Annotated in this window: 24 protein-coding genes and 1 pseudogene; 10 read left to right on the forward strand and 15 right to left on the reverse strand. The window is 37.8% G+C overall.

Translation table 11 applies throughout. From position 1 onward, the window contains the following. Window positions 1-481: 481 nt before the first annotated feature. On the forward strand, window positions 482-1,135 hold the full coding sequence (locus tag KO525_RS00545; protein ID WP_215961846.1) for a PEP-CTERM sorting domain-containing protein: 654 nt from the start codon (window positions 482-484) through the stop codon (window positions 1,133-1,135). A 324-nt stretch (window positions 1,136-1,459) separates the two neighbouring features. On the opposite strand, the gene KO525_RS00550 is transcribed toward KO525_RS00545, so the two are convergent. The 7 genes and pseudogenes from KO525_RS00550 to KO525_RS00580 form a co-directional block, all read right to left on the reverse strand. Next, window positions 1,460-1,720 carry a hypothetical protein gene (locus KO525_RS00550; protein ID WP_215961847.1) on the reverse strand — a complete coding sequence of 87 codons (261 nt, stop codon included), beginning with the start codon at window positions 1,718-1,720 and terminating at the stop codon, window positions 1,460-1,462. 361 nt (window positions 1,721-2,081) lie between these two features. Next, a pseudogene (locus KO525_RS00555) lies at window positions 2,082-2,461 on the reverse strand (STAS/SEC14 domain-containing protein). Window positions 2,462-2,754: 293 nt separating this feature from the next. Beyond that, window positions 2,755-4,008, reverse strand: coding sequence for a DEAD/DEAH box helicase (locus tag KO525_RS00560; protein ID WP_215961848.1), 1,254 nt, complete (start codon window positions 4,006-4,008; stop codon window positions 2,755-2,757). Between the two features lie 183 nt (window positions 4,009-4,191). Next, window positions 4,192-4,731, reverse strand: coding sequence for a TrmH family RNA methyltransferase (locus KO525_RS00565; RefSeq protein ID WP_215961849.1), 540 nt, complete (start codon window positions 4,729-4,731; stop codon window positions 4,192-4,194). Window positions 4,732-4,781: 50 nt separating this feature from the next. Then, window positions 4,782-5,135 carry a 5-carboxymethyl-2-hydroxymuconate Delta-isomerase gene (locus KO525_RS00570; RefSeq protein ID WP_215961850.1) on the reverse strand — a complete coding sequence of 118 codons (354 nt, stop codon included), beginning with the start codon at window positions 5,133-5,135 and terminating at the stop codon, window positions 4,782-4,784. A 66-nt stretch (window positions 5,136-5,201) separates the two neighbouring features. Next, the gene (locus KO525_RS00575) at window positions 5,202-5,432 is read right to left on the reverse strand and encodes a DUF2798 domain-containing protein (protein ID WP_215961851.1); all 231 of its coding nucleotides are present in this window, start codon (window positions 5,430-5,432) and stop codon (window positions 5,202-5,204) included. 256 nt (window positions 5,433-5,688) lie between these two features. Beyond that, window positions 5,689-6,387: a glutathione S-transferase gene (locus tag KO525_RS00580; protein WP_215961852.1), complete on the reverse strand. Its 699-nt coding sequence runs from the start codon at window positions 6,385-6,387 to the stop codon at window positions 5,689-5,691. Window positions 6,388-6,563: 176 nt separating this feature from the next. Here KO525_RS00580 and KO525_RS00585 point away from each other — a divergent pair, with 176 nt between their 5' ends. The 4 genes from KO525_RS00585 to KO525_RS00600 all read left to right on the forward strand — a co-directional run bounded on the left by KO525_RS00585 (window position 6,564) and on the right by KO525_RS00600 (window position 11,992). Then, a complete protein-coding gene (locus KO525_RS00585; protein WP_215961853.1) occupies window positions 6,564-8,876 on the forward strand; it encodes a peptidase U32 family protein in 2,313 nt (770 codons plus the stop codon). Window positions 8,877-9,203: 327 nt separating this feature from the next. Next, complete coding sequence (gene nirK, locus KO525_RS00590) at window positions 9,204-10,604, forward strand: copper-containing nitrite reductase (protein WP_215961854.1); 1,401 nt, start codon at window positions 9,204-9,206, stop codon at window positions 10,602-10,604. Window position 10,605: 1 nt separating this feature from the next. Continuing rightward, window positions 10,606-11,436, forward strand: coding sequence for a formylglycine-generating enzyme family protein (locus KO525_RS00595; protein ID WP_215961855.1), 831 nt, complete (start codon window positions 10,606-10,608; stop codon window positions 11,434-11,436). Then, complete coding sequence (locus KO525_RS00600; protein ID WP_215961856.1) at window positions 11,429-11,992, forward strand: SCO family protein; 564 nt, start codon at window positions 11,429-11,431, stop codon at window positions 11,990-11,992. The genes KO525_RS00595 and KO525_RS00600 overlap by 8 nt, the downstream gene beginning before the upstream one ends. Before the next feature lie 81 nt (window positions 11,993-12,073). On the opposite strand, the gene KO525_RS00605 is transcribed toward KO525_RS00600, so the two are convergent. The 4 genes from KO525_RS00605 to KO525_RS00620 all read right to left on the reverse strand — a co-directional run bounded on the left by KO525_RS00605 (window position 12,074) and on the right by KO525_RS00620 (window position 14,803). Further along, complete coding sequence (locus KO525_RS00605) at window positions 12,074-12,469, reverse strand: universal stress protein (RefSeq protein ID WP_215961857.1); 396 nt, start codon at window positions 12,467-12,469, stop codon at window positions 12,074-12,076. Between the two features lie 177 nt (window positions 12,470-12,646). After that, complete coding sequence (locus KO525_RS00610; protein ID WP_215961858.1) at window positions 12,647-13,282, reverse strand: sulfotransferase family protein; 636 nt, start codon at window positions 13,280-13,282, stop codon at window positions 12,647-12,649. Window positions 13,283-13,410: 128 nt separating this feature from the next. Next, a complete protein-coding gene (locus KO525_RS00615; protein WP_215961859.1) occupies window positions 13,411-14,268 on the reverse strand; it encodes a PA4780 family RIO1-like protein kinase in 858 nt (285 codons plus the stop codon). A 124-nt stretch (window positions 14,269-14,392) separates the two neighbouring features. Further along, window positions 14,393-14,803: a UPF0158 family protein gene (locus KO525_RS00620; protein ID WP_215961860.1), complete on the reverse strand. Its 411-nt coding sequence runs from the start codon at window positions 14,801-14,803 to the stop codon at window positions 14,393-14,395. A 636-nt stretch (window positions 14,804-15,439) separates the two neighbouring features. Between KO525_RS00620 and KO525_RS00625 the strand changes: the two genes are divergently transcribed. Continuing rightward, window positions 15,440-16,411: a GGDEF domain-containing protein gene (locus KO525_RS00625; protein WP_215961861.1), complete on the forward strand. Its 972-nt coding sequence runs from the start codon at window positions 15,440-15,442 to the stop codon at window positions 16,409-16,411. Between the two features lie 496 nt (window positions 16,412-16,907). Here KO525_RS00625 and KO525_RS00630 read toward each other — a convergent pair whose 3' ends face one another. Next, entirely contained in the window at window positions 16,908-17,309 is a 402-nt protein-coding gene (locus KO525_RS00630; RefSeq protein ID WP_215961862.1) for a hypothetical protein, read from the reverse strand. A 113-nt stretch (window positions 17,310-17,422) separates the two neighbouring features. After that, on the reverse strand, window positions 17,423-17,932 hold the full coding sequence (locus KO525_RS00635) for a hypothetical protein (protein WP_215961863.1): 510 nt from the start codon (window positions 17,930-17,932) through the stop codon (window positions 17,423-17,425). A gap of 150 nt (window positions 17,933-18,082) precedes the next feature. On the opposite strand from KO525_RS00635, the gene KO525_RS00640 reads away from it, so the two are divergent. Together KO525_RS00640 and KO525_RS00645 are read left to right on the forward strand one after the other, a co-directional pair. Next, the gene (locus tag KO525_RS00640; protein ID WP_215961864.1) at window positions 18,083-18,331 is read left to right on the forward strand and encodes a type II toxin-antitoxin system Phd/YefM family antitoxin; all 249 of its coding nucleotides are present in this window, start codon (window positions 18,083-18,085) and stop codon (window positions 18,329-18,331) included. Continuing rightward, window positions 18,328-18,615, forward strand: a complete 288-nt coding sequence (locus KO525_RS00645; RefSeq protein ID WP_215961865.1) for a type II toxin-antitoxin system RelE/ParE family toxin — start codon at window positions 18,328-18,330, stop codon at window positions 18,613-18,615. The genes KO525_RS00640 and KO525_RS00645 overlap by 4 nt, the downstream gene beginning before the upstream one ends. 68 nt (window positions 18,616-18,683) lie before the next feature. Here the strand turns inward: KO525_RS00645 and KO525_RS00650 are convergent, their stop codons facing one another. After that, entirely contained in the window at window positions 18,684-19,400 is a 717-nt protein-coding gene (locus tag KO525_RS00650; protein ID WP_215961866.1) for a hypothetical protein, read from the reverse strand. 28 nt (window positions 19,401-19,428) lie between these two features. Beyond that, complete coding sequence (locus KO525_RS00655; RefSeq protein ID WP_215961867.1) at window positions 19,429-19,635, reverse strand: hypothetical protein; 207 nt, start codon at window positions 19,633-19,635, stop codon at window positions 19,429-19,431. A gap of 247 nt (window positions 19,636-19,882) precedes the next feature. Here KO525_RS00655 and KO525_RS00660 point away from each other — a divergent pair, with 247 nt between their 5' ends. Both KO525_RS00660 and KO525_RS00665 read left to right on the forward strand, forming a co-directional pair. Then, window positions 19,883-20,134, forward strand: coding sequence for a type II toxin-antitoxin system Phd/YefM family antitoxin (locus KO525_RS00660; RefSeq protein ID WP_215961868.1), 252 nt, complete (start codon window positions 19,883-19,885; stop codon window positions 20,132-20,134). After that, window positions 20,131-20,391, forward strand: a complete 261-nt coding sequence (locus KO525_RS00665) for a Txe/YoeB family addiction module toxin (protein ID WP_048692914.1) — start codon at window positions 20,131-20,133, stop codon at window positions 20,389-20,391. Before KO525_RS00660 ends, KO525_RS00665 begins: the two co-directional genes overlap by 4 nt. The last annotated feature ends 156 nt before the right edge of the window (window positions 20,392-20,547 follow it).

Below are 20,547 nucleotides of genomic sequence, written 5' to 3' on the forward strand. Positions count from 1 at the left end.
CTCTCTACAAAATCAGCGGCAATCGCAATTACCCTTTTTGTTTTATTAGAGTTATAGATTTCCATAAATACTTGTGATGTCAATTTAGCTAAATAATTTTGAAAATTAAGTAATTGGCAATTCAGAGCGAAAAATTATGGGGTTCGCACAGTTGGTAAGTATGGTTTGTAGTATGCATACCTTCTGAAACACCAAAGCCCTCTAGTCAAACTAATCAACCACGCACTGCAATATCTATAACGATTAACGCACTAAAGCGAAGAAAAATCATCCAAAATCAATGTCAGTTTTTTTTACACCTCGCAAAGTTTCCCGGACCAAATAAGGTTAAACCAATGAAATATATATATAAAAATAATCGGCACAAATAATGCCTCCACTTATTCAGGGAATACTTAAAGTTAAACTTTGAGAGTAACAGGCATTAAGCTTCGCCCTAATTCTCATGACGCTATTATCTAGAATCAAAATAGGAAAAACGATGTTAAAACGTACTCTTTTTACATTTGTACTGGCTTTAATAATATCAAGCCAAGTAAACGCTACAATTATTGTTGACGCAGAATTTGAACAAGGGCAAAACGGACTAGTCTCAAATGGTGGATGGTATTCAACATCATCACAAGCACCGTATTTTGGTGGTACGGCCAACCCAGAGGGCGATTGGGTCGCTCACGCAACAACAGGTAGCCAAGATATTTACACCAATGACATTTCTAACGGTGACTATACAATTCAAGAAGGCGCTTACACTATTTATTTCAATGCAGGCAATTGGAGTAATGAAAGTTTTCTTAATTTTGACATTACTTTTGCTGGAATGAATGAAAATCTGGCAACAACATCTACTAAAAATATGCCAGGTTCGGGCCAATGGGAGTTATGGAGTTTTACATGGGAAGTTGATGCAAATTCAGCATTTATTGGCAATGTACTTTCATTTACAGCCAACTCAATTGGCACAGCTGCTAACAGTAACGGTGCAATAGACGGCGTTGGCTCCTATAGTGCACTTGGTAATGGCTTTTTGGTGGACTATACGGCAAATGTGGTTCCTGAACCTTCAACGTTAGTGGTTTTTGCATTAACTATACTTGGTTTAGGTGCAAGACGTTCATTTAACAAAAACATCTAGCTTTTATTGCTTAGGCCGTTCTCAAGTTTGACTGCCTAAGCATTCTATTCTCAAATCCTTACATAACCCCTAATGAAGTAATGTGTAATTTACCCATCTGTTGTCGTCTTTAATAAGTTACGAGAAAGAAGCTGATTGCATTAATATCAATACCAATTGATGTATCTATTTATGCAAATTCTTATGCACAAACGAATGTTACATTACCAATTTGGATCATAATCCGGCAAATCAATAAAACTAGAAGATTGGTTATTGATAACAGTCAATGTTGGCGTTAAATATTTACTGGCTATTTTGCCAGCGCTAGAAGATAACTTATTTCTATATTGGCTGCGCTGTGAGTATGAAAATCAATATCCCAATTAAGGCAAGAACAAGGCCACCAAAAATCATTTTTCCTGGATATTCAGCTTTTTCCCAATTCAACGAACAGTAGATAAAAGATAAAGGCAAAAACAAAATAGTTCCCCAGCCAAAAATTCGCTGATTATTGCCAAGTGCGGTTGCTGCACTAATTAATGACCCAACAAATACAAACATTAATCCAAGAGCGAATAAAATTGTGGCGATTATGATATTCATACTAAATCTCGATTTATTACTCAGCAGCGCATTAAGCGACTAAAATAATACATGGCTAAAATATAAAATAACGCTCACGGAACGAACGTTATTTGGCTTACTTTACATTAGAAATTAGATAACGTTAAGCGCCATATACAAATGTGAATACCGTTCGGTAGCTAATGTGTTATCAAGAATAATACTACGCCAGTTTTAAGTGTTTTTGCAGCATGACTGTAATAACAAATACATTATTTTATCTACGGCGTTAATACTTATATCTTGAAATTTCATTGCCAGACGCAAGCTCAGGCCAGATAGAAATAATTATTCATTCCAACAAAACAAATAGGTTAATCCATTTTGAATACGGTTTACTCTATTTATTGAGCCAATGTAGCGCTTCGTCCAATTGATCAAAATACTTAATTTCTCCAGATGTAAACCAAGATCCGATTTTAGCTGTTATTTCCTGCCAATTTTTATTTCCATAAATGGCTATTTTACGAAACTCATTGTTATGTTTAAGACCAAGTTTGAAGTCATCCCATGCGGCACGTAGTTCCCACCCTTGCAGTTCAGTACCATCAATCAATACATTAACTTTAGGATCTTTAACTTGGGCTAATGCAGAATCAATCATAGGCGTTATAATTTTGTAGTCTTCGTGCGTCAGTTTTCCAACCGCTTTGAGTGAAAGGAAAAGTCATTTTCAGAACGCTCTATACCTATCGATAAACCGTGTTTAATAGAAGTCATAACAAAATCTCCTAATTATAAGCGCCTCTTAGAGGCAAAATAGTCTTAGTCTAAAACCTGTCCGAATCGAACATTAATCTTTTATTCGTTGTCCAATTTTATCGACTTTTTGTTTAATTGCTTATTCAACTTTAGTCTATTTGTATATTAAATGCGGTTATCATTCGTTAATTTAAACAGTCTTTATTCAACTTCTAAAGCTTAGATAATGGGATTTAAGAAGAGATTTTATTTAAAAATAAAAAAACCTGCATTTAGCAGGTTTTATATTTAAGTCAGCCTAGCGGTTCAAATTAACTTTCTAATTTTCCGCGTTTAAAACGACTTGCACGTTCAATTTGAGTTTGTGTTGCTTTGTTGGTGCGGCCTGTTTTTGAGTAAGCATGAATATTTTTGATTAAAACATCACGGTTACTCACTTCAAAATCAGCGTGATGAACTCGCTTAATTTTATTGCCAATTAACTTCTCTATTTTTGCAACCGTATGTTCTTCTTCACGACTTACCAAAGAAATTGCGGTGCCTTTATTACCGGCACGGCCAGTACGACCTATGCGGTGAACATAATCTTCTGGTAAATACGGTAAATTAAAGTTAACCACATAATCTAAGCCTTTTATATCGAGGCCACGTGCTGCAACTTCTGTTGCTATTAAGACTTGCAGTTTGGTTGATTTAAAGTCCGCTAATGCGCGTCGACGAGCGCCCTGCTTGATATCACCATGACACACGGCAACCTCAATGCGTTGCTGTTGCAATGATCCCATTAAACGGTCGGCCTGTTCTTTAGTGCTGGTGAAAACCAACACTTGAAACCAATTGTACTGTTTAAATAGTTCTAAAAAGAGTTCTACTTTGCGGCGCTCTTCCACTGGGTACATAACATGCTCAATGGTGTCGGCAGTAATGTTTTGTTTTGCGGCACTAATAACAACATGGTTTTTTAATATTTTATGAGCCAAACCACTTACTGCATGGGAGATGGTCGCAGAGAACAACATCGTCTGGTGCGTAGATGACGTGTATTGGATCAATTTTTGAACATCTGTAATAAAGCCCATATCTAACATACGGTCAGCTTCGTCTAATACTACAAATTCAACTTTAGCTAAATCAACATTACATAAAGAGATGTGCTCTAACAAACGACCGGGTGTGGCAATAAGAATATCAGTCCCAGCTTTCAGTTTTGCTGCCTGACCAGACATTTTGCCACCGCCGTAAACTGAAGTAACGCTAAATGGTAAAAACTGCGCGTATTCTTTAATGGTATTTGCTAATTGCTCAGCAAGCTCGCGAGTTGGCGTTAAAACAAGCGCACGTGGACTCGAAGACATTTCAGTAACAGGCTTATCAATCAATTTTTGTAAAATGGGTAATGCAAACGCAGCGGATTTACCGGTCCCTGTTTGTGCATTAGCTAATACATCTTTTCCGCGACGTATTGATGGAATAGCCTGTTGTTGAATTGGCGTCATTTCAGAATAGCCACAAGCATCAATGGCTTGTTGTAATTCTGGGGCAAAATCTTGTGAAGAAAACTTCATACGGCATTCCTATTGGGCTAATGCAAAACGAATATTTAGCGACTAATTTGGGCATAAAAACGCCACTGCTAAATTTTGATCGCGCATTGTACAGGATTTTTTACCTTTTAACTGCTTTGTTGATAAAACAATCTAAAAATATTCAACACTGAACACAGTCGTTGGTTTTTTGGCTTTGTGAAATTAAGCTTTACGTAGATGATTCGCAACTTTCGCCAAAACTATTGCACCGGCCGTTGAAACGTTCAACGAATTTCCCATACCAAACATAGGAATATGGATATGCTGGTCGCTTATCTGCAATGCCGCTTCGCTAACACCTTTTCGTTCATTACCAAACACTAAAACGCAAGGAGACGCATAGTCCACCTCGCTATAATCAACAGACTCCTGACAAAGTTCTACACTATAAATGGTATTGCCCTGCTCTTTGAGCACATTTAAGGTCGATATCGTATCGTTACTGTATTCAATGCAAACCCATTTTGCTTCGTTTCTAGATGCTTTCTTAAATTTTTTGTCAGAGATAGTTAACTCACCGCAAATGATGATTTTTTCTATTGCAAAGGCATCTGCTAAGCGGATAAACGAACCAATGTTATAGCTATTTGTAACATTGTCTAAAACCAGTATTAACGGTGTTTTAGGTTGCGACAAATACTCTTCCCGACTTGGTTTACTTTTTCTCAGATCTTCTTTTGTCATTTGCATTCTAGATTGCATGTTTTCCACTTTAATTCAGGTCATTCCAACTACTAATTCAGTCGCAATATTTACGTCGCGATAAGTTTTGCTCGGTTACAATACGTTGCTTTTTCAAAGTCATATATATTCATCGCAATATTATTAACACTTGGAAAAAGGCTCACGAGATGTTTTACAATTTCATGTGACAACATGGCTTTTTGATCGATATTCCGCCCTTCCATAATATGCGCAAATACATGAATAAAATCGCTTGTTTGCGCACCGACTAAAAAAGTATCAAATGCGTTAACACGAACTTTAATATCGCCTTCGTCGAACAGCCCTGTTGAAAACGCGACTTTGTGAACGCCGCTAATTACAGACTTTTCATCATGTTGCGCCAAAACATTTTTTGAACAGTCAATGACAAAGTGTGGCATTACTTCTCCTAGCTAATCATTCTTTTCAGCCATAAACCCAAAGATTATCTAACTGACAAAAGGTTGTTAGTTTTCGTCGACTAAAACAACAGAAACAAGTTTATGAACTAAAGGCGACACCACTAAAATGGTTGGGAACGCGACAATAAAGGCAAAGCTCCAAGCCTGTAGCCAAATTGAAACGATATTTGACACAAATCCAACATTAAATACAGAGATGATAAACGACATTATACAAGACATTAAAAATGCCATAAAAAATGAAAAAACTAATTTGTGATGTTTTCGTGAAATCATTAAAAAATCCATAAATGTTTGAACTGATGACCGCTTCATTCGCGACCAATTCGATTATTCTACAACGACAATAAAGGCCAATATTCTGTTAACTGACGTAATTTGAGGCAAATTTTCATAGGGTTACTTTTTATTTATGCATCACTATGTTTATGCACCACTATGTTTATTCACAATAATGTTAATGCTTTTGATGACTATTGTACTATCGAATTATGACTAAAGCACAAACTCCGTCAACATGCACAAATACAGTTTATATGTCGCCAAATTTAACTATTGGTTGACCCGCTTGCCACAATGGGTATTTTGCCATCACTTTGGTAAACATAGCGCTTTGCAAATAACGGTTAAGCCAACGTTTAATATTTGGATAAGATGACTGCAGATACCACTTACGTTCGACTCTGGCAAACTGCCGAATAAACGGTAAAAGCGCAATGTCAGCCAAACTTTCGTCATCATCAATTAAATACGCATGTGAACTTAGACGTTGTTCTAACGCTTTAATATACATTTCACAGGCTTCGCGTTTTTGCTGTAAATCATCTTCGTGATAACGCTTCGCGCATTTATATTGTTCCAAACAAGTTTTAAACTCGGTATCAAAGACGTGGACCAGCGCCAATATATCCTCTAATTCTTTGCTCAGAACACTCGATACACTCGATTCAACCGGCTTGTTTTTATCGTTAAATTGAGTTCGTAACAGATTACTCGGATCGCTTTGGTTTAATACCCAAAGCATGACCTCTAAACTTTCATCAATGACCTTATTAGGGGTGACAACCAATACGGGCACCGTTGCTTTTGGCGACGCCAATAGCATTTCAGTTGGTTTGTTACTTAATACTATGTCACGTAATTCAACGGCTTGTTTCGTTCTAAAAATTGCTAATCGAGCTCGCATTGCAAAAGGACAATTTCGTAAAGAATATAAAATAGGTAACGTCATTAACTTGGTATTGCCTTGGATTTAACCGCATTTAAAATAAAAAGCCTTATTAATATACAGCGCATTAGGAAATTACCCATTTTAGCGGTATTAAGTGGCGTATTATACAGGTAAAATTGCCGTCGCAAAAATTTCAATCAGTATTTAGTTTACGTAATTAACAAGAAGTTGAATAAATGAATCCTAAAATAGAATTATTAGCCCCAGGTGGTGATATTGACGCGATAAAAGCGGCAATAATAGCGGGTGCTGACGCAGTGTATTGTGGCCTAGACACATTTAATGCCCGTAACCGCGCCTCTAACATCTCATTCGACGAACTTGTTGGTGTAATTCGTTTAGCTCATCATTACCAATGCGAAATTTTCTTAACCTTAAACATTGTTATTTTAGAGCGCGAGTTTAAGTCAATCGCTAAATTACTGAGCAAACTTGCGAATACCACACTAGATGGCGTAATCGTACAAGATATCGGTTTGTTTTACGTACTCAAAAAATACTTTCCAACCCTTGATATACATGCTTCAACACAGATGACCACACACAATGTTGGGCAAATTCCTTTCCTTAAAAAACTCGGTTCGTCTCGTGTAAACTTATCCCGAGAACTTAATTTAAAAGAAATAACCGCAATGGCCGAAACCGGCCACAGACATAATGTACTCACGGAAGTTTTTGTACATGGCTCGCTCTGTGTTGCGTTTTCAGGATTATGTTATTCAACGTCTGCAAGTGTAGGCAATTCAGGTAACCGCGGAAGATGCAGTCAGGCCTGCCGCGAAGAATACGAAACAACGCCATCGGGCAATAACTTCCCTTTAAATATAAAAGATAATTCTGCTTTTTTCGACTTACCGGCCCTTATCGAAGCAGGTGTTCATTCTTTTAAAGTTGAAGGTCGTATAAAAGGTGCAAGCTACGTACATACTGTTATTGATAGTTTTAGAAAACAAATTGATGGTTTTGTTAAAACCGGAGAATTAACCGAAAACGGTGAACGGTTATACAAAGTATTTAACCGCGATTTTTCTAACGCATTTTTACGCGGCGATTTAAACCAATCTATGTTTATCGAAAACCCACGGGATAATTCGAAAAACCATGCGATAGAAGCAAGTAATGCAATATCGGTCGTGCAAATTCATGATGTCGAACAAAACCTAAGCCAAGAAAAAGACCAAATCACTGCCTCAGTATTTGACAAAATAAGACACCTTACCATAGACAAACCGTCTCTAACGCTGGCGTTTAGTGGCGATGTGGGTACAGCATTGACGATAACAGTGACCACTGAAGAAATATTATCGCTTAGCAGTAAACCTATCATAAAAACCTTTACTGTTGAGTCAACAGAGTTGTTAAAATTGTCAGGTAAAGCGCCGCTCGATCAAGCGGCAATCGACAAACGTTTCAAAAATTTAGACAGCGCTGCATTTAACCTGGTCGCAATCGATACAAGCGGCTTAGCAAATAACGTAAGCATTCCTTTTAGTATTTTGACGTTATTAAAAAATGAAGTTCGCTACTTATTAAATAACGGCCATAAAGTACTGCCAGAAGTTATTTTGCCTAAACTCGAAGATCATCCTAAATCATCACCAAATAAACCAAATTCTCGTGCAAATTTATCACTACTAATTTGTGATGAAGCAGATGTTGGCTTAGCAGACATTACCGACGCCGACATTTACTTTAAATTGCCCGACGCTTATAAACGTGGTTGCACCAAATATGTCGGCTTTTTACAGGATAACCCTCGACTGATCCCTTGGTTTCCACCGGTTCTTATTGGTAAAGATTTTGACGTTGCATTAAATATTTTAGAACAAGTCAAACCTAAACTTATTGTAACCAACAATACAGGAATAGCGCATCGAGCTTATGAGTTAGGTATTAAGTGGATTGCAGGGCCATTTTTAAACACGACAAACACCTATGCCTTACTCGCGATGCAAGAAGAGTTTAATTGCAGCGGTGCGTTCATTTCTAATGAAATAAATCGACCACAGTTAAAAAGCCTTTCCAGACCCAAAGGGTTTAAGTTGTTGTACAGTATTTATCATCCAATTTTATTGATGGCGAGCAGGCAGTGTTTCTTTCAACAAAGTGTCGGTTGTGAAAAGCCGCGAATTGATAATGGCTGTATGTTGTCGTGTGATAAATCCACGAGCATCACAAATCTAAAGGGCGATTCATTTGCAATAGATAAACAAAAAGCTGGCTATCCAAGTATCTATAACAAAGATCAATTTTTGAACACTGAAGTCATCGACGATCTGAGTGACTTGTTCGACGACTTTATGATTGATTTAACTAATATTGGTGCCGGTGATAAACAAAGCCCCGACAAAGTGGAACTTATTGCTCTATTTGAACAATACCTAGAATTAACTTCTGCGGTAAATAAAGACACCATTACCCAAATTAACCAAACGCTTAACGCTATGGTTCCTGAGTCTACAAATGTTCAATACCACAATGGATTGTAGTTTAAATATCGCGAGATAAGTCGTCATATTAACCTTGGGGTATATGGTTACGATGCCATTACCCCAAATGACGCAGAGTTTAATTTACTGTTAATTATTCGAATAATAATTAACACACCTCTATCATTTATTTATTCACCTTCCTTAATTTAATGACCCATATTAGTAGTTTTACTCACTGACCACGTCATGTAATCACCTTGAAAAATTCAATAATTTACAGTAGCAATTTATCGTCAATTTAGTTGATCTAAATCAAGCCAACATTCCATCAATAGCCAATACTCACCCCATAGATTTTAATTCAGTTAACAAAAGGTTAATGGCATGAGAGTTCGACAAATTACACACATAATTGGGTTGTTGTTCGTCATTGGAGTTATATCAGGTAATGCACAGGCCAATAACTTAAAAACAGAAAAGGCAATACTGACTGCCCCGCCAATGGTGCCACCTCCACTCAACCGCGATCACAGTGCTAAAGTGGTTATTAAACTCGAAACCAAAGAGCAAATAGGCGCTCTCGCCGATGGCGTTGACTATGTTTTTTGGTCCTTTGGTGACACGGTTCCAGGTAGTTTTATTCGGGTCCGTGAAGGCGATGAGATCGAATTTCATTTGTCGAATCACCCGAGTTCTAAAATGCCACATAATATCGATTTACATGCGGTAACCGGACCTGGTGGCGGCGCCGAGTCATCATTTACCGCCCCAGGACACACATCGACATTTAGCTTTAAGGCTCTAAATCCGGGTTTGTATATCTATCACTGTGCCACAGCACCGGTTGGGATGCATATTGCAAACGGTATGTATGGACTCATTTTGGTCGAACCTGAAGAAGGCCTACCACCTGTAGATAGAGAATATTATGTTGTTCAAGGCGATTTTTATACCAAAGGAGAGTTTGGTGAGGCCGGTTTACAACCTTTTGATATGGCAAAAGCCATCGACGAGGACGCAGACTATGTTGTATTTAATGGCTCTGTTGGCAGTACAACAAATGAAAATGCATTGACCGCGAAAGTTGGTGAAACCGTTCGACTCTATGTTGGTAACGGTGGCCCCAACTTAGTATCGTCGTTCCACGTTATCGGAGAAATATTTGATACTGTCTATGTTGAAGGTGGAGATCTCAAAAATCATAACGTGCAGACTACATTAATTCCAGCGGGCGGCGCTGCCATTGTCGAATTTAAAGTCGAAGTACCAGGAACCTTTATTTTAGTCGATCATTCTATTTTTAGAGCGTTCAACAAAGGTGCATTGGCCATGCTCAAAGTCGAAGGAGCTGAAGCAGAGGCAATATTTTCAGGCAAACAAGCCGACAGTGTATATTTACCAGAAGGCTCAGCAATTCAATCACTTGAAAATAATCATATGGCTGTTACGGCAAAAACCAAAGCTGAACAAATTCGCTTCGGCCAACGTGTATACGAGGCCAACTGCATGGCTTGTCATCAATCAAACGGTCAAGGGATCCCTTCTGCATTTCCACCGTTAGCAAAGTCTGACTACCTAATTGCCAACCCTATGTTAGGTGTAGATGCAATTATTCATGGCCTTTCAGGTCCGGTTAAGGTCAATGATGTAACCTATAATAGTGTTATGCCAGCAATGAGCCTTAATGATCAAGATATAGCTAATGTGATCACTTTTGTCCTTAATAGTTGGGATAACCCAGGTGGCCAAGTGACCGCAAACGAAGTGGCAAAAAGGCGTAAATAACATGATTACGATGTTGTTGCTGATGTCCGCAACATTGACAGAGCCGTCAAATATGGTGGCTCTGCCAAAAGGAAACTATAGGCCGCTTTACATGAGTAAAACCAGCCCACAAACAAAAGTAGACGCCTTTAGCATTGATGTAACCCCGGTGACCAACCAACAATATCTAACCTTTGTATTGACTAATCCAAGGTGGCAACCAAATTCAATACCGCAAATATTTGCAGAACCCCAATATCTTCAACATTGGCAACCACTAGCAGATCAAAAAACTAGCGAATTTAATGATGAAAACAAGTTAGTAACGCTTCCTTCTGCAGATCAAATGAATAGTCCTGTGACAAATGTATCTTGGTTTGCCGCACAGGCCTATTGCAAGGCTCAAAACAAACGGTTACCTACGGTTGCTGAATGGGAACGAGTCGCTAGTGCTAGCGAAACTCAGGAAAATGGCAGTTTAGAAAAGGATTATCATGCTCGTATTTTAGAATGGTATAGCCGCCCGAATAGCAAGTTTTTACCAGAAGTTGGCTTAACATCGGCAAACTATTGGGGGGTAAAAGACTTACATGGATTGATATGGGAATGGACTGAGGATTTTAACTCTGCCTTGGTCAGCGGCGAATCCCGCAGTGACAGTAATATCAATCAAAAATTATTTTGTGCTGCTGGCGCACAGGGGGCGGCTGACCCAAGTGATTATGCCGCATTTATGCGATTTGGCTTTAGGTCAAGTTTACAGGCCAAATTCACCTTACCAAACTTAGGTTTTCGGTGCGCTAAAACATACGCGACAACATACGCTACAACACAGGATCAAACTAATGACTAAATTTAATATTCTAACGGTAAGTAAGATTATTGGGTTCATGTTACTGCTAAGTATGAAGTCATACGCAGTGCCACAAGACTCCATTTATCAGCTAAAAAGCAACTGGCTAAATCAAGACGGAAAAACGCTTACGTTGGGCAGTTTTAATGGCAAAAAGCAGTTGGTGAGCCTTATTTACACCCATTGCTTGCACACCTGCCCTACTATTGTTTCAACGATGCAAGCTATTGAAAGCAATTTAACAGAAGACGAAAAACAAAATGTGGGTTTCATTTTAGTCTCATTGACGCCTACTACTGATACTCCGGAAGTCCTGCGAGAATTTGCTCAATCTAGAAAACTGAACTTAGATAAATGGAGTTTACTTACAGGAACGCCTGAAGACGTAAGGACATTGGCCATGGTTCTTAATATTAAATTTCAAGACATGGACGACAATGAGGTTAATCATTCCAATTTGATAACCGCACTAGACGATGAAGGCAGGATCAGGTTTCAAGAAATTGGCGTGCTTAGTAATGTGGCAAAAACAACCGATAAATTGAATACATTTTAACGGAAACTAAGCATGAAAATAATAGCGAAACTGGCAATAAATACGACAGTTTCGCCTGACAATTGACCGCAATCTCAGATATTAGATCTTGATGAGTGAAACATCACATTTAGCGTAATTTGCCACACCATTCGCGGTTGAACCTATCAGAGCATGTAAGCCCTTTTTAGAATGGGTACCTAGTATTATTAGGTCGGCATTTTTCTTCTCAGCCAAAGTGCATATCTGCTCATAAGGCTTACCAAACTTAACTGATACATTCTTCTGAGAAATACCCAATTTATCAGTCATGGCATTAATTGTAGGTAAGGTTTTTTCCTTAAATTCTTTTTGATAGTCCTTAGGCAATAAAGAATACGAAATCACATTAGTGACATATAGTTTTGCGTTACATAACTGTGCAAATTGGTGGGCTTTTGCTAGCACATTTTCACCTTCGTCACTGGCTTCTATCGCACATACAATCGTTTTATACATAAGAACTCCTAAAAGTTGTAATCCTAATTACATAAGTTATCAGTAGTTTAAGTCTTTAACAATCAATTTGGGATGGCTATTTACATTTCATTTATTGATTTGCAAAACTATACCAAACCGGTATAAAAAACAGTGTAAAACAACTTGATAATTATCTAACTTTACCCGGTTCTAGCACTATTTGGGGCCGTCTAAAACATAGTCAAAATATTTTCTATGCTCCACTCCGGCAAGATTAGAATTTACTTTACTTTTGTGTTTGTATTCTCTCCAACTCGCGACGTTACGACCCACATTTAGCTTTGGAAAGGTTGTACTATCGGTCATTGGCAGTTCCAAAAACTCACTCATTCTTTGTAAACTATCGGAATGACTAACATCAATTGATAAAAAGTCTTCGCGGTCTTTAAAATAAGCCAACACACCTCGTTGATGGCGAATGTAGCAGTCTGTCAATTCAGCCTGTGACAGCGGTAGATTTACGGAAAAAGTATGGTGAAAGCTACGTTTTAAAATTGGATGAAATTTACCAAACTTTGGAACTAAGTGAGGCGCCATTTTCCCTAACAACATCGTTATAGAAGGCAACCAAGAATCGAGTTCTCTGGTTAAATAAATAAATTTAGAATTGGGAAACAATTGGTCCAAATGTTTATAGTCGCTAAAACACGGAGCATCAGATATAGCGTCAGCAACTTCAAATGCTTTTTTAGTAAAAGCAGTATGTGCCACAGTTAAACCCATTTCTAATAACGCGACACTAATACTGGTTGTTCCGGTTCGCGGCAAGCCAATAATAAATATTTTCGACATACAAAATTTCTTTTATTTACAAATAAGGAGAGAACTAATCGGTAACGATTGGAATAAGGCCAAACTCGTTATTGGCCTGTCACCGTTTAGCCTTTGATAAAGGTAATTAACAACCTGAACTACGAAAATTAGAATTCGTCATCAGGGCCATTTATCCGTTCTTGCCGTTCAAGTTCTTCTTCCATCGCAGCGTTTATTTCCACCAAAATCCCTTCTACATCGGCAATGGTATTATCATCCTCAAATTCACCTGTAAGTGTTGAATTTGGAGTTAATTTACCTTCTTTAAATAAGGCCCACATTTCTTTAGCGTATTGCGTTTCTAACAACTGTGGTGCAAATTCACCGTAATAACGACGCATATTGTTAACGTCACGAATAAACATTTTTTCAGCGCTATTGTTTGCCGCCGCATTCACCGCCTGGGGCAGATCAATTATTACAGGGCCAACGTCGTCAACCAACACATTAAATTCCGATAAGTCACCATGGACAATGCCCGCACAAAGCATCAGCTTAATATAATGCATCATCTGCGCATGATCTTTGAGCGCCTTTTCCTCAGACATCGAAACATCACCAAGACGTGGCGCGACATCTCCGTCTTTATCAGAAACCAGCTCCATGATTAACACACCATCGACACAACCAAATGTTTCTGGTACGCGCACCTCAGCATCGGCTAAACGTGATAGAGCGTCTATTTCGGCATTTTGCCAAATTTCTTCTTGTTGCTGACGGCCATAGCTTGAACGTTTTCCCATTGCACGCGATTGACGGCCACTTCGGACTTTACGCCCTTCTTGATACTGAGCGGCATTTTTAAAACTGCGTTTAACGGCATCTTTATAGACTTTTGCACAGCGAGTTTTATCGCCACATCGAACAACAAAAATATCGGCTTCTTTGCCACTCATCAAGCGACTAATTACTTCGTCAATTACACCATCATCGGCGAGGAGTTCAAGGCGTTTAGGAATTTTCACGTATACTCTGCTATCGGATTTTTAGATTCGGTGGTTATTGTAACAAGAAAATTCACCTTGTTTTTGCCTATTTAGCACACTTAGACAAAGTGATATCGGGAACCTAATATTTTGCCCTTTGCGCTTAAGTGTAGTTAATTGAATTGGCTTTACACCAGTCGATTACGGCTACCTTAATTTTATTGTTTTCATAAGCATACCAATTTTCAGTTTGGCCTCTGTTATCCAACAGCGTTTTGAAACGTTCATAAGCACCACTTCTGCTAAAAACAGATAAAATATAGCCGGATTTATCAGGCATGTTTAAAGCAGTAAAATCCAGTGCGAGCCGTTTACCTAAATCTAAAGCACGTTTTGTCGGAATTTGAAGGTATTTACCTGCTTCATTTAGATCACTAGGAGCAGGTTCGTCGATCAGATCCCCAATGTAAATAATGTCACCACTTTTACGATTAATATACGCTTCATTATCAAACACATGTGAAGCTGAAACAAATTCAACGGCGTTTATAATTTCATCTAAGTCAATAATCAATGTGTATTTCCCCTGCTACGTTAAATACTTACACCAGTCTACAATGGCTAAAATTAGTAGTTGTTTCAAAAGTGAAAAACCTCATTAGGCTTAAGGTTTTAAAAAGTAAATTCGTTTTATACCACCACTTTAGTTGGAATATAAAGCTTAAACCCTTTAACTAGCGCTCGTAGTATTTTGTAAACGATTTAACCTTTATGCAACTTCATGCAACATGACCAGTCGCTCACGGATAACTTACCAAGTTGAATGTATGTAAATGTTATAACAATTATGTTGACGTAAACACTTAAGTAAATGATTATTTTTTGGACGATTTGGACAGCTAATTAGCCTAATAAAAACCATTTTAATGTTGAGTATTAATGTTAACAATCAGGCTTTGCGTTCAGTTTACATGGGCCAACTTGCACTGTATTATTGCTTTTTAGTTTAAAACCAAGTAATTAAGAAATATTGATTACGGTGAAAGCGCAATACAATAGACAACGTTTAAAACATATTTAAAAATTAGATACATAAGTTATAAATTTAGAGCTATTTACTGGTACTAAAAGTGGCTAGCAGATGATCTAAAATTTTTCTATTTGTGAGATTACCTGCCGGGTAATTATTCAATTTTATTGCGAGTGCGTTATGATCAATCAGTTACAGGAAAAATACCAGTTGTCACTTTTATTGCTATTAGCCACAGTAGCAATCTTGGGTGTTTTTCCATTTGTTATCGTGCGCTATATGGCTGGCAATTATACCGCAGCGATAATTGATATGTCTCTAATAGTCGGCATGATTGTATTTGTTGCTTTTGCCTATTATTCCAAAAAAATTCGGATTTTAAGCGCTGTAATCGCGATATTTATTAATACTGGAGTCGTTGTTATTGTGCTCGCAAATGGTATGGATAGTTTTTTTTGGGTGTACCCTGTCTTTGCCAGCACTTTTATTCTACTCAAACCTATCGAAGCTTTTGGTGCAAATATTGTCGCAGGGGCTTCATTGGTGGCTCTATCAGATATATTTACTGTTATCTCACTCGAATCATATATCGTCACTATATTAATGTTAACGATAAGCGCGTTTGTATACTCTAATCACAGCCTAAAGCAATTCAAGTTATTAGAAGAACTCAACACAATTGACCCCTTAACCGGCGCTTTCAATCGCCGGGCACTAACGACAGATTTAGACGCCGCGTTATCCAGTTCAGAACGTAACGGCAGTAGTCAATTATTAGCTATTTTAGACGTAGATTACTTTAAAAAAGTAAACGACAAACACGGGCATGCTGCAGGTGACCAAGTGCTAAAAGACTTTGTTAGCATTACCAAAGCACATATTCGTAAGTACGATCGGCTTTACCGTTTTGGTGGGGAGGAATTTGTGTTGTTGATCTCTGGAATGGACAATCACCAACATCGCTTTATTGATAATCTTAGAACAGCAATAAAAAATGAGTTAAAAACCCCCGATGGAAAAGAAATAACAGTTTCATTTGGCGTAGCACCTTGGGTTGTAGGAACGACAGCCGATTCTTGGCTTAACAGTGCCGACAAGGCCCTCTACCAAGCGAAAGAAAACGGCCGTGACTGTGCTGTTTTCAGTGATTAATAAATCCCATTGAGCTAATGAATGTTAAAACATCTATTGCGGCTAGCGTTGCGATAAAATCAATATTGGACACCAAGGCTTGAGTTTTGAGTCAATACGTTAGCCATTCGTAAGAACATCCCATTCACCATAATTATCAAATGGGTCTGTAATCGATGCAAAGTTTGCGCAAAACCCAATGCGTCATTATTCCGCCAGAAGCCCATTGTGAAACGTCATCGCTTAACAATAACGGACGAAACAATTTAAGAAAAAGTAAATAGCTTATTTTTCCAACCAAAGATAGGAGTACAGTAAGATGACATTAATGGACGACTATTCATAATCCCAGACTTATCAATGATATGTTTCATCTTAATTTGAAGCATAAAACATAAGTTTCCAGAAAGAGATTTGGGCCAATAACGCCCAACTTTCAGTCAAATAATAGTTGGTTAAAGTAAGCGACGAAGGAACAAAAACCAACGGTTATATGCCCCCTTCCTTCATGCGCTTGTTAAATGGCAGGTCTTGAATAGACAGACAACAAAGGAAACTTACTCTCTCCAAAATTGATAGTTAAGGAAAGTGTTTCGTCTGCTTTGAAATTTTGAGAAAACTCAATGGGAATTATGCGTTGACCATTTGCTACTAATGCCATGAGGTGCTTATTGGTTAAACTCCGACTTCCTGAAGCTAAGTTTGTCAAAGTTACCACAGCCCAACGTTCACCGACTTCATTACTCATTAGCACAAAATTATTAACTTGAAAATCACTTTGCTCTGGCTGAATATTTGACTCATTAGGGAAAGCCAAGCCAAAGCTGTTAGGCACAATTCTATCGATGGAAAGAACCTCATCACTTGAGTATGCAACAAATGAACTGGCTAGTAATATCCAAGAAATTATCTTTAACATTTTAATCCCCCTAAAGGCAAATAACGCCTCAAAAAAGAGGCAAAAAATAGTTGCTTAAAATAAGCGACGCAGGAGCAAAAACCAACTGTCATTTGCCCTACTTGAGTGACTTGTTATATTGCTGTTGCACTAGGTATAGAAAAACCCTTGTCTTTCAGGAATTTAAAAAGACTATCTATATTAATATATTCAATAGGAATAGCTAAATCACCAAATGAAAATTCAAGGATGTAACCTTTAGCTGAAGTATTAGCATCACCCGCACCATACGAAATACATAAAAGTAATTTTAAGGGGTAAGTTTGTTCAGGAAAAAATAACGACTTTTTAGATAAATGAGTATCACAAAATGTAATTTTCAAATTTAAATAATAAATTGCTGTGCCTAAACAAGTACACATAATAGCAATAGTTAAATACCAATACGGAATTTCACCCAACATAATGAATTGATGTATTGGTAGGGGCACAAAAATTGAAACTGCGATCCAAGTTAAGTAAACAGTGAGGTTATCCATGTACAAGGTGTTAATTTCTATTTTTCTACGCTTAATAGTTTGAGAAGCACCTACTAGTGTAATAATTACAACAATGGCTAAATTAGCGATAATTGAATACGACACCTGAGCTCCTTTGCAATAAAACGCCCTAATAATGGGCAAAAAACTGTCCACTAAAACGGGTGAAGAGTATTGTCCTTCTTTAATGACTTGTTATGTTTCATCGCTTATACTAAACCTAATTAACGACCACATTAAAGTACTGGTGATAGTATGACAACTAGAATATTAACTGAAGCTGCTGCAAGTATAAGCGAATTAAAAGCTAATCCAATGAAGGTTGCTTTAAGCGCACATGGTGAAGCCATTGCTGTTTTAAATAGAAATGAACCTGCCTTTTACTGCATACCAGCAGACACGTATGAGTTTATGATAGATCACATGGAAGATCTAGAGCTATTAGCAATTGCTGAGCAACGTAAAAATGAAGCTAGCATAAAGGTTAGCTTAAATGAGTTATGAGTTATGAGTTAGAATTTAAAAAGTCAGCACTAAAAGAATGGAAAAAACTAGGGGCAACTATTCAAGCTCAATTTAAGAAAAAGCTCGTAGATATTCTAGAAAATCCACACATTGATAGCGCAAAATTGTCTGGAGGTAATGAACTTTACAAAATAAAATTGAGGCAAGCTGGCTATAGGTTAGTTTATGAAGTGAACGATTCAGTGGTTACAGTGACAGTCATTTCTGTTGGAAAACGTGACAAAGGAAAAGTATATAAAGTTGCGATGGACAGATTAGTATAGAAACATAACGCCCGCATTTGCGGCTGGTTTGGAGCGCAGCGGAAAACCAGTCCGACAACATGCGCTTGTTATGTTTTGGGTAGTTTAAGACCATGCTCAGCCTCTAGATACTTAAGAACTTTATGTAGTACTCTATATATATTTAATTCATTAGCACCAAATGGGTAGTATCCACTGATTAACTGTTCGGCAGGAATGTCTCGGGGCACGGTTCTCCGTTTGTATTCATTTTCACCATCGTAAAATTTGACAGGGTAACGAAATGAGCGACCTTCACTTTCTAATTCGCCCCAACTCCCGTAATTTTGAATATTCCCGTTGTAACACTCGCTACCTATGATGTTCTCGATATCAATCAAAATATTCTTCAGCGGATCGATTTCGGCTCGTGTCCGTTGGATCGCCTCATAACTTGAGGCCTTGTTCTGTATATATTCAAGCTGACCCCGAAAATAGTTGTCATTCTCTGATTGAGCCTCAAGCACCCATTGGTTATATAAATCGTTTCCCTGATTGCCGTTTGAAAGCTCTTTCAATTCTACGATTGCTTCTAGTTCGTCTTGAATTGAAGAAAAACGTTCTTCCCAGCTTTCGAAACTTTCCTTGGCCTCTTGGATTAAAGTTTCTTTTTCTTCATCAGAAATGCATGAATAATCTAGAGCCACAAAATTTCTATATGCATCAAGCTCTTCCTTGACTGTGTAAGTTTGCATTTCCTTGTCTTCAGGCCACGCTTCTTTTGCAGCACTTGTGATTTCTTCAATTACTGAGTCAGGAACTGGCATTTAACCTCCTTGAAAACATAACCCCCTGTTATAAGCACACTGCTGCACAGTTACCATATATAATTTTAATAATGAGTCCATCATCATCGCTAAACTCAGCAATATTTAACCCGTTAAGTTCAGAAAACTTTGCATCCGATATATATACAGGATCATTTACAAAATTGAAGTCTACGCTATCAAATCTGATGCTCCAACTCACCCTTTGATAATCTTCAATAGTAAGAATAAACATATCCTTATCGAAATCAAATTCATATTTCTTAACTTGGCTATCAGGCCAGCATATTTTGGACAAATGACGATTCAAGTTACTCATAATCCTATGTGCTTATAACGCCCACATTAACGGGCAAAAAATAGTTGGTTAAAATTAGCGACGCAGGAGCAAAACCAACTGTTTTTTGTCCTGTTGAATTGCTTGTTATGTGCCATTAAGCTATCCTGTACAAATAAACGTACAACAACACTTTGGAACTACCATGGACGCAATAAGCTATACCGCTGCTAGAGCAAATCTAGCAAACACAATGGCGCATGTTTGTAATGACCACGCACCAATTATCATTACCCGTAAAAGTGAAGCACCTGTTGTTATGATGTCTTTAGAAGACTATAACGCAATGCAGGAAACTACATATTTACTTAGATCTCCAGCAAATGCTAGACACCTTTTAGAATCCATTGCCGAACTTGAAGCTAGCAATGGAACTGAACGAGAACTTATTGAATGAAACTAACGTTCTCAACCAAGGCTTGGGAAGAGTACCTTTATTGGCAAACAACAGACAAAAAAATACTAAAGCGTATTAATTTGCTCATTAAAGATATCCAAAGAACTCCAAACGAAGGAATTGGAAAACCTGAGCCGTTAAAACATGGTTTGTCGGGATATTGGTCTCGTCGTATAAATGATGAACACCGAATCGTTTATAAACAACAAGATGGCTCTATTCTAATCGCACAACTCCGATATCATTACGGCACATAACGAGCCTGTAGATTAACTCGTTTATCTATTAATTTTTATGGCATAAACGTTATCTGAGTTTTATTGAGCTTTCAATTTTAAATTCTAATTTACTGTGCGATTTCGGGGATTATCGACTTTAAAGCCTTTTTGGGGGATTGACGGGGTCTATAAGCC

It is taken from the genome of Psychrosphaera sp. B3R10, assembly GCF_018861025.1.
Lineage (GTDB): Bacteria > Pseudomonadota > Gammaproteobacteria > Enterobacterales > Alteromonadaceae > Psychrosphaera > Psychrosphaera algicola.

Bases quoted from the DNA above. Each gene is read 5' to 3' on its own strand.
- nirK (WP_215961854.1), top strand. From the start codon at position 9,204: ATGAGAGTTCGACAAATTACACACATAATTGGGTTGTTGTTCGTCATT.
- KO525_RS00610 (WP_215961858.1), bottom strand. From the start codon at position 13,282: ATGTCGAAAATATTTATTATTGGCTTGCCGCGAACCGGAACAACCAGT.
- KO525_RS00595 (WP_215961855.1), top strand. From the start codon at position 10,606: ATGATTACGATGTTGTTGCTGATGTCCGCAACATTGACAGAGCCGTCA.
- KO525_RS00605 (WP_215961857.1), bottom strand. From the start codon at position 12,469: ATGTATAAAACGATTGTATGTGCGATAGAAGCCAGTGACGAAGGTGAA.
- KO525_RS00640 (WP_215961864.1), top strand. From the start codon at position 18,083: ATGACAACTAGAATATTAACTGAAGCTGCTGCAAGTATAAGCGAATTA.
- KO525_RS00660 (WP_215961868.1), top strand. From the start codon at position 19,883: ATGGACGCAATAAGCTATACCGCTGCTAGAGCAAATCTAGCAAACACA.
- KO525_RS00655 (WP_215961867.1), bottom strand. From the start codon at position 19,635: ATGTTTATTCTTACTATTGAAGATTATCAAAGGGTGAGTTGGAGCATC.
- KO525_RS00565 (WP_215961849.1), bottom strand. From the start codon at position 4,731: ATGCAATCTAGAATGCAAATGACAAAAGAAGATCTGAGAAAAAGTAAA.
- KO525_RS00600 (WP_215961856.1), top strand. From the start codon at position 11,429: ATGACTAAATTTAATATTCTAACGGTAAGTAAGATTATTGGGTTCATG.
- KO525_RS00550 (WP_215961847.1), bottom strand. From the start codon at position 1,720: ATGAATATCATAATCGCCACAATTTTATTCGCTCTTGGATTAATGTTT.
- KO525_RS00585 (WP_215961853.1), top strand. From the start codon at position 6,564: ATGAATCCTAAAATAGAATTATTAGCCCCAGGTGGTGATATTGACGCG.
- KO525_RS00575 (WP_215961851.1), bottom strand. From the start codon at position 5,432: ATGATTTCACGAAAACATCACAAATTAGTTTTTTCATTTTTTATGGCA.
- KO525_RS00665 (WP_048692914.1), top strand. From the start codon at position 20,131: ATGAAACTAACGTTCTCAACCAAGGCTTGGGAAGAGTACCTTTATTGG.
- KO525_RS00625 (WP_215961861.1), top strand. From the start codon at position 15,440: ATGATCAATCAGTTACAGGAAAAATACCAGTTGTCACTTTTATTGCTA.
- KO525_RS00645 (WP_215961865.1), top strand. From the start codon at position 18,328: ATGAGTTATGAGTTAGAATTTAAAAAGTCAGCACTAAAAGAATGGAAA.
- KO525_RS00630 (WP_215961862.1), bottom strand. From the start codon at position 17,309: ATGTTAAAGATAATTTCTTGGATATTACTAGCCAGTTCATTTGTTGCA.
- KO525_RS00570 (WP_215961850.1), bottom strand. From the start codon at position 5,135: ATGCCACACTTTGTCATTGACTGTTCAAAAAATGTTTTGGCGCAACAT.
- KO525_RS00545 (WP_215961846.1), top strand. From the start codon at position 482: ATGTTAAAACGTACTCTTTTTACATTTGTACTGGCTTTAATAATATCA.
- KO525_RS00650 (WP_215961866.1), bottom strand. From the start codon at position 19,400: ATGCCAGTTCCTGACTCAGTAATTGAAGAAATCACAAGTGCTGCAAAA.
- KO525_RS00580 (WP_215961852.1), bottom strand. From the start codon at position 6,387: ATGACGTTACCTATTTTATATTCTTTACGAAATTGTCCTTTTGCAATG.
- KO525_RS00560 (WP_215961848.1), bottom strand. From the start codon at position 4,008: ATGAAGTTTTCTTCACAAGATTTTGCCCCAGAATTACAACAAGCCATT.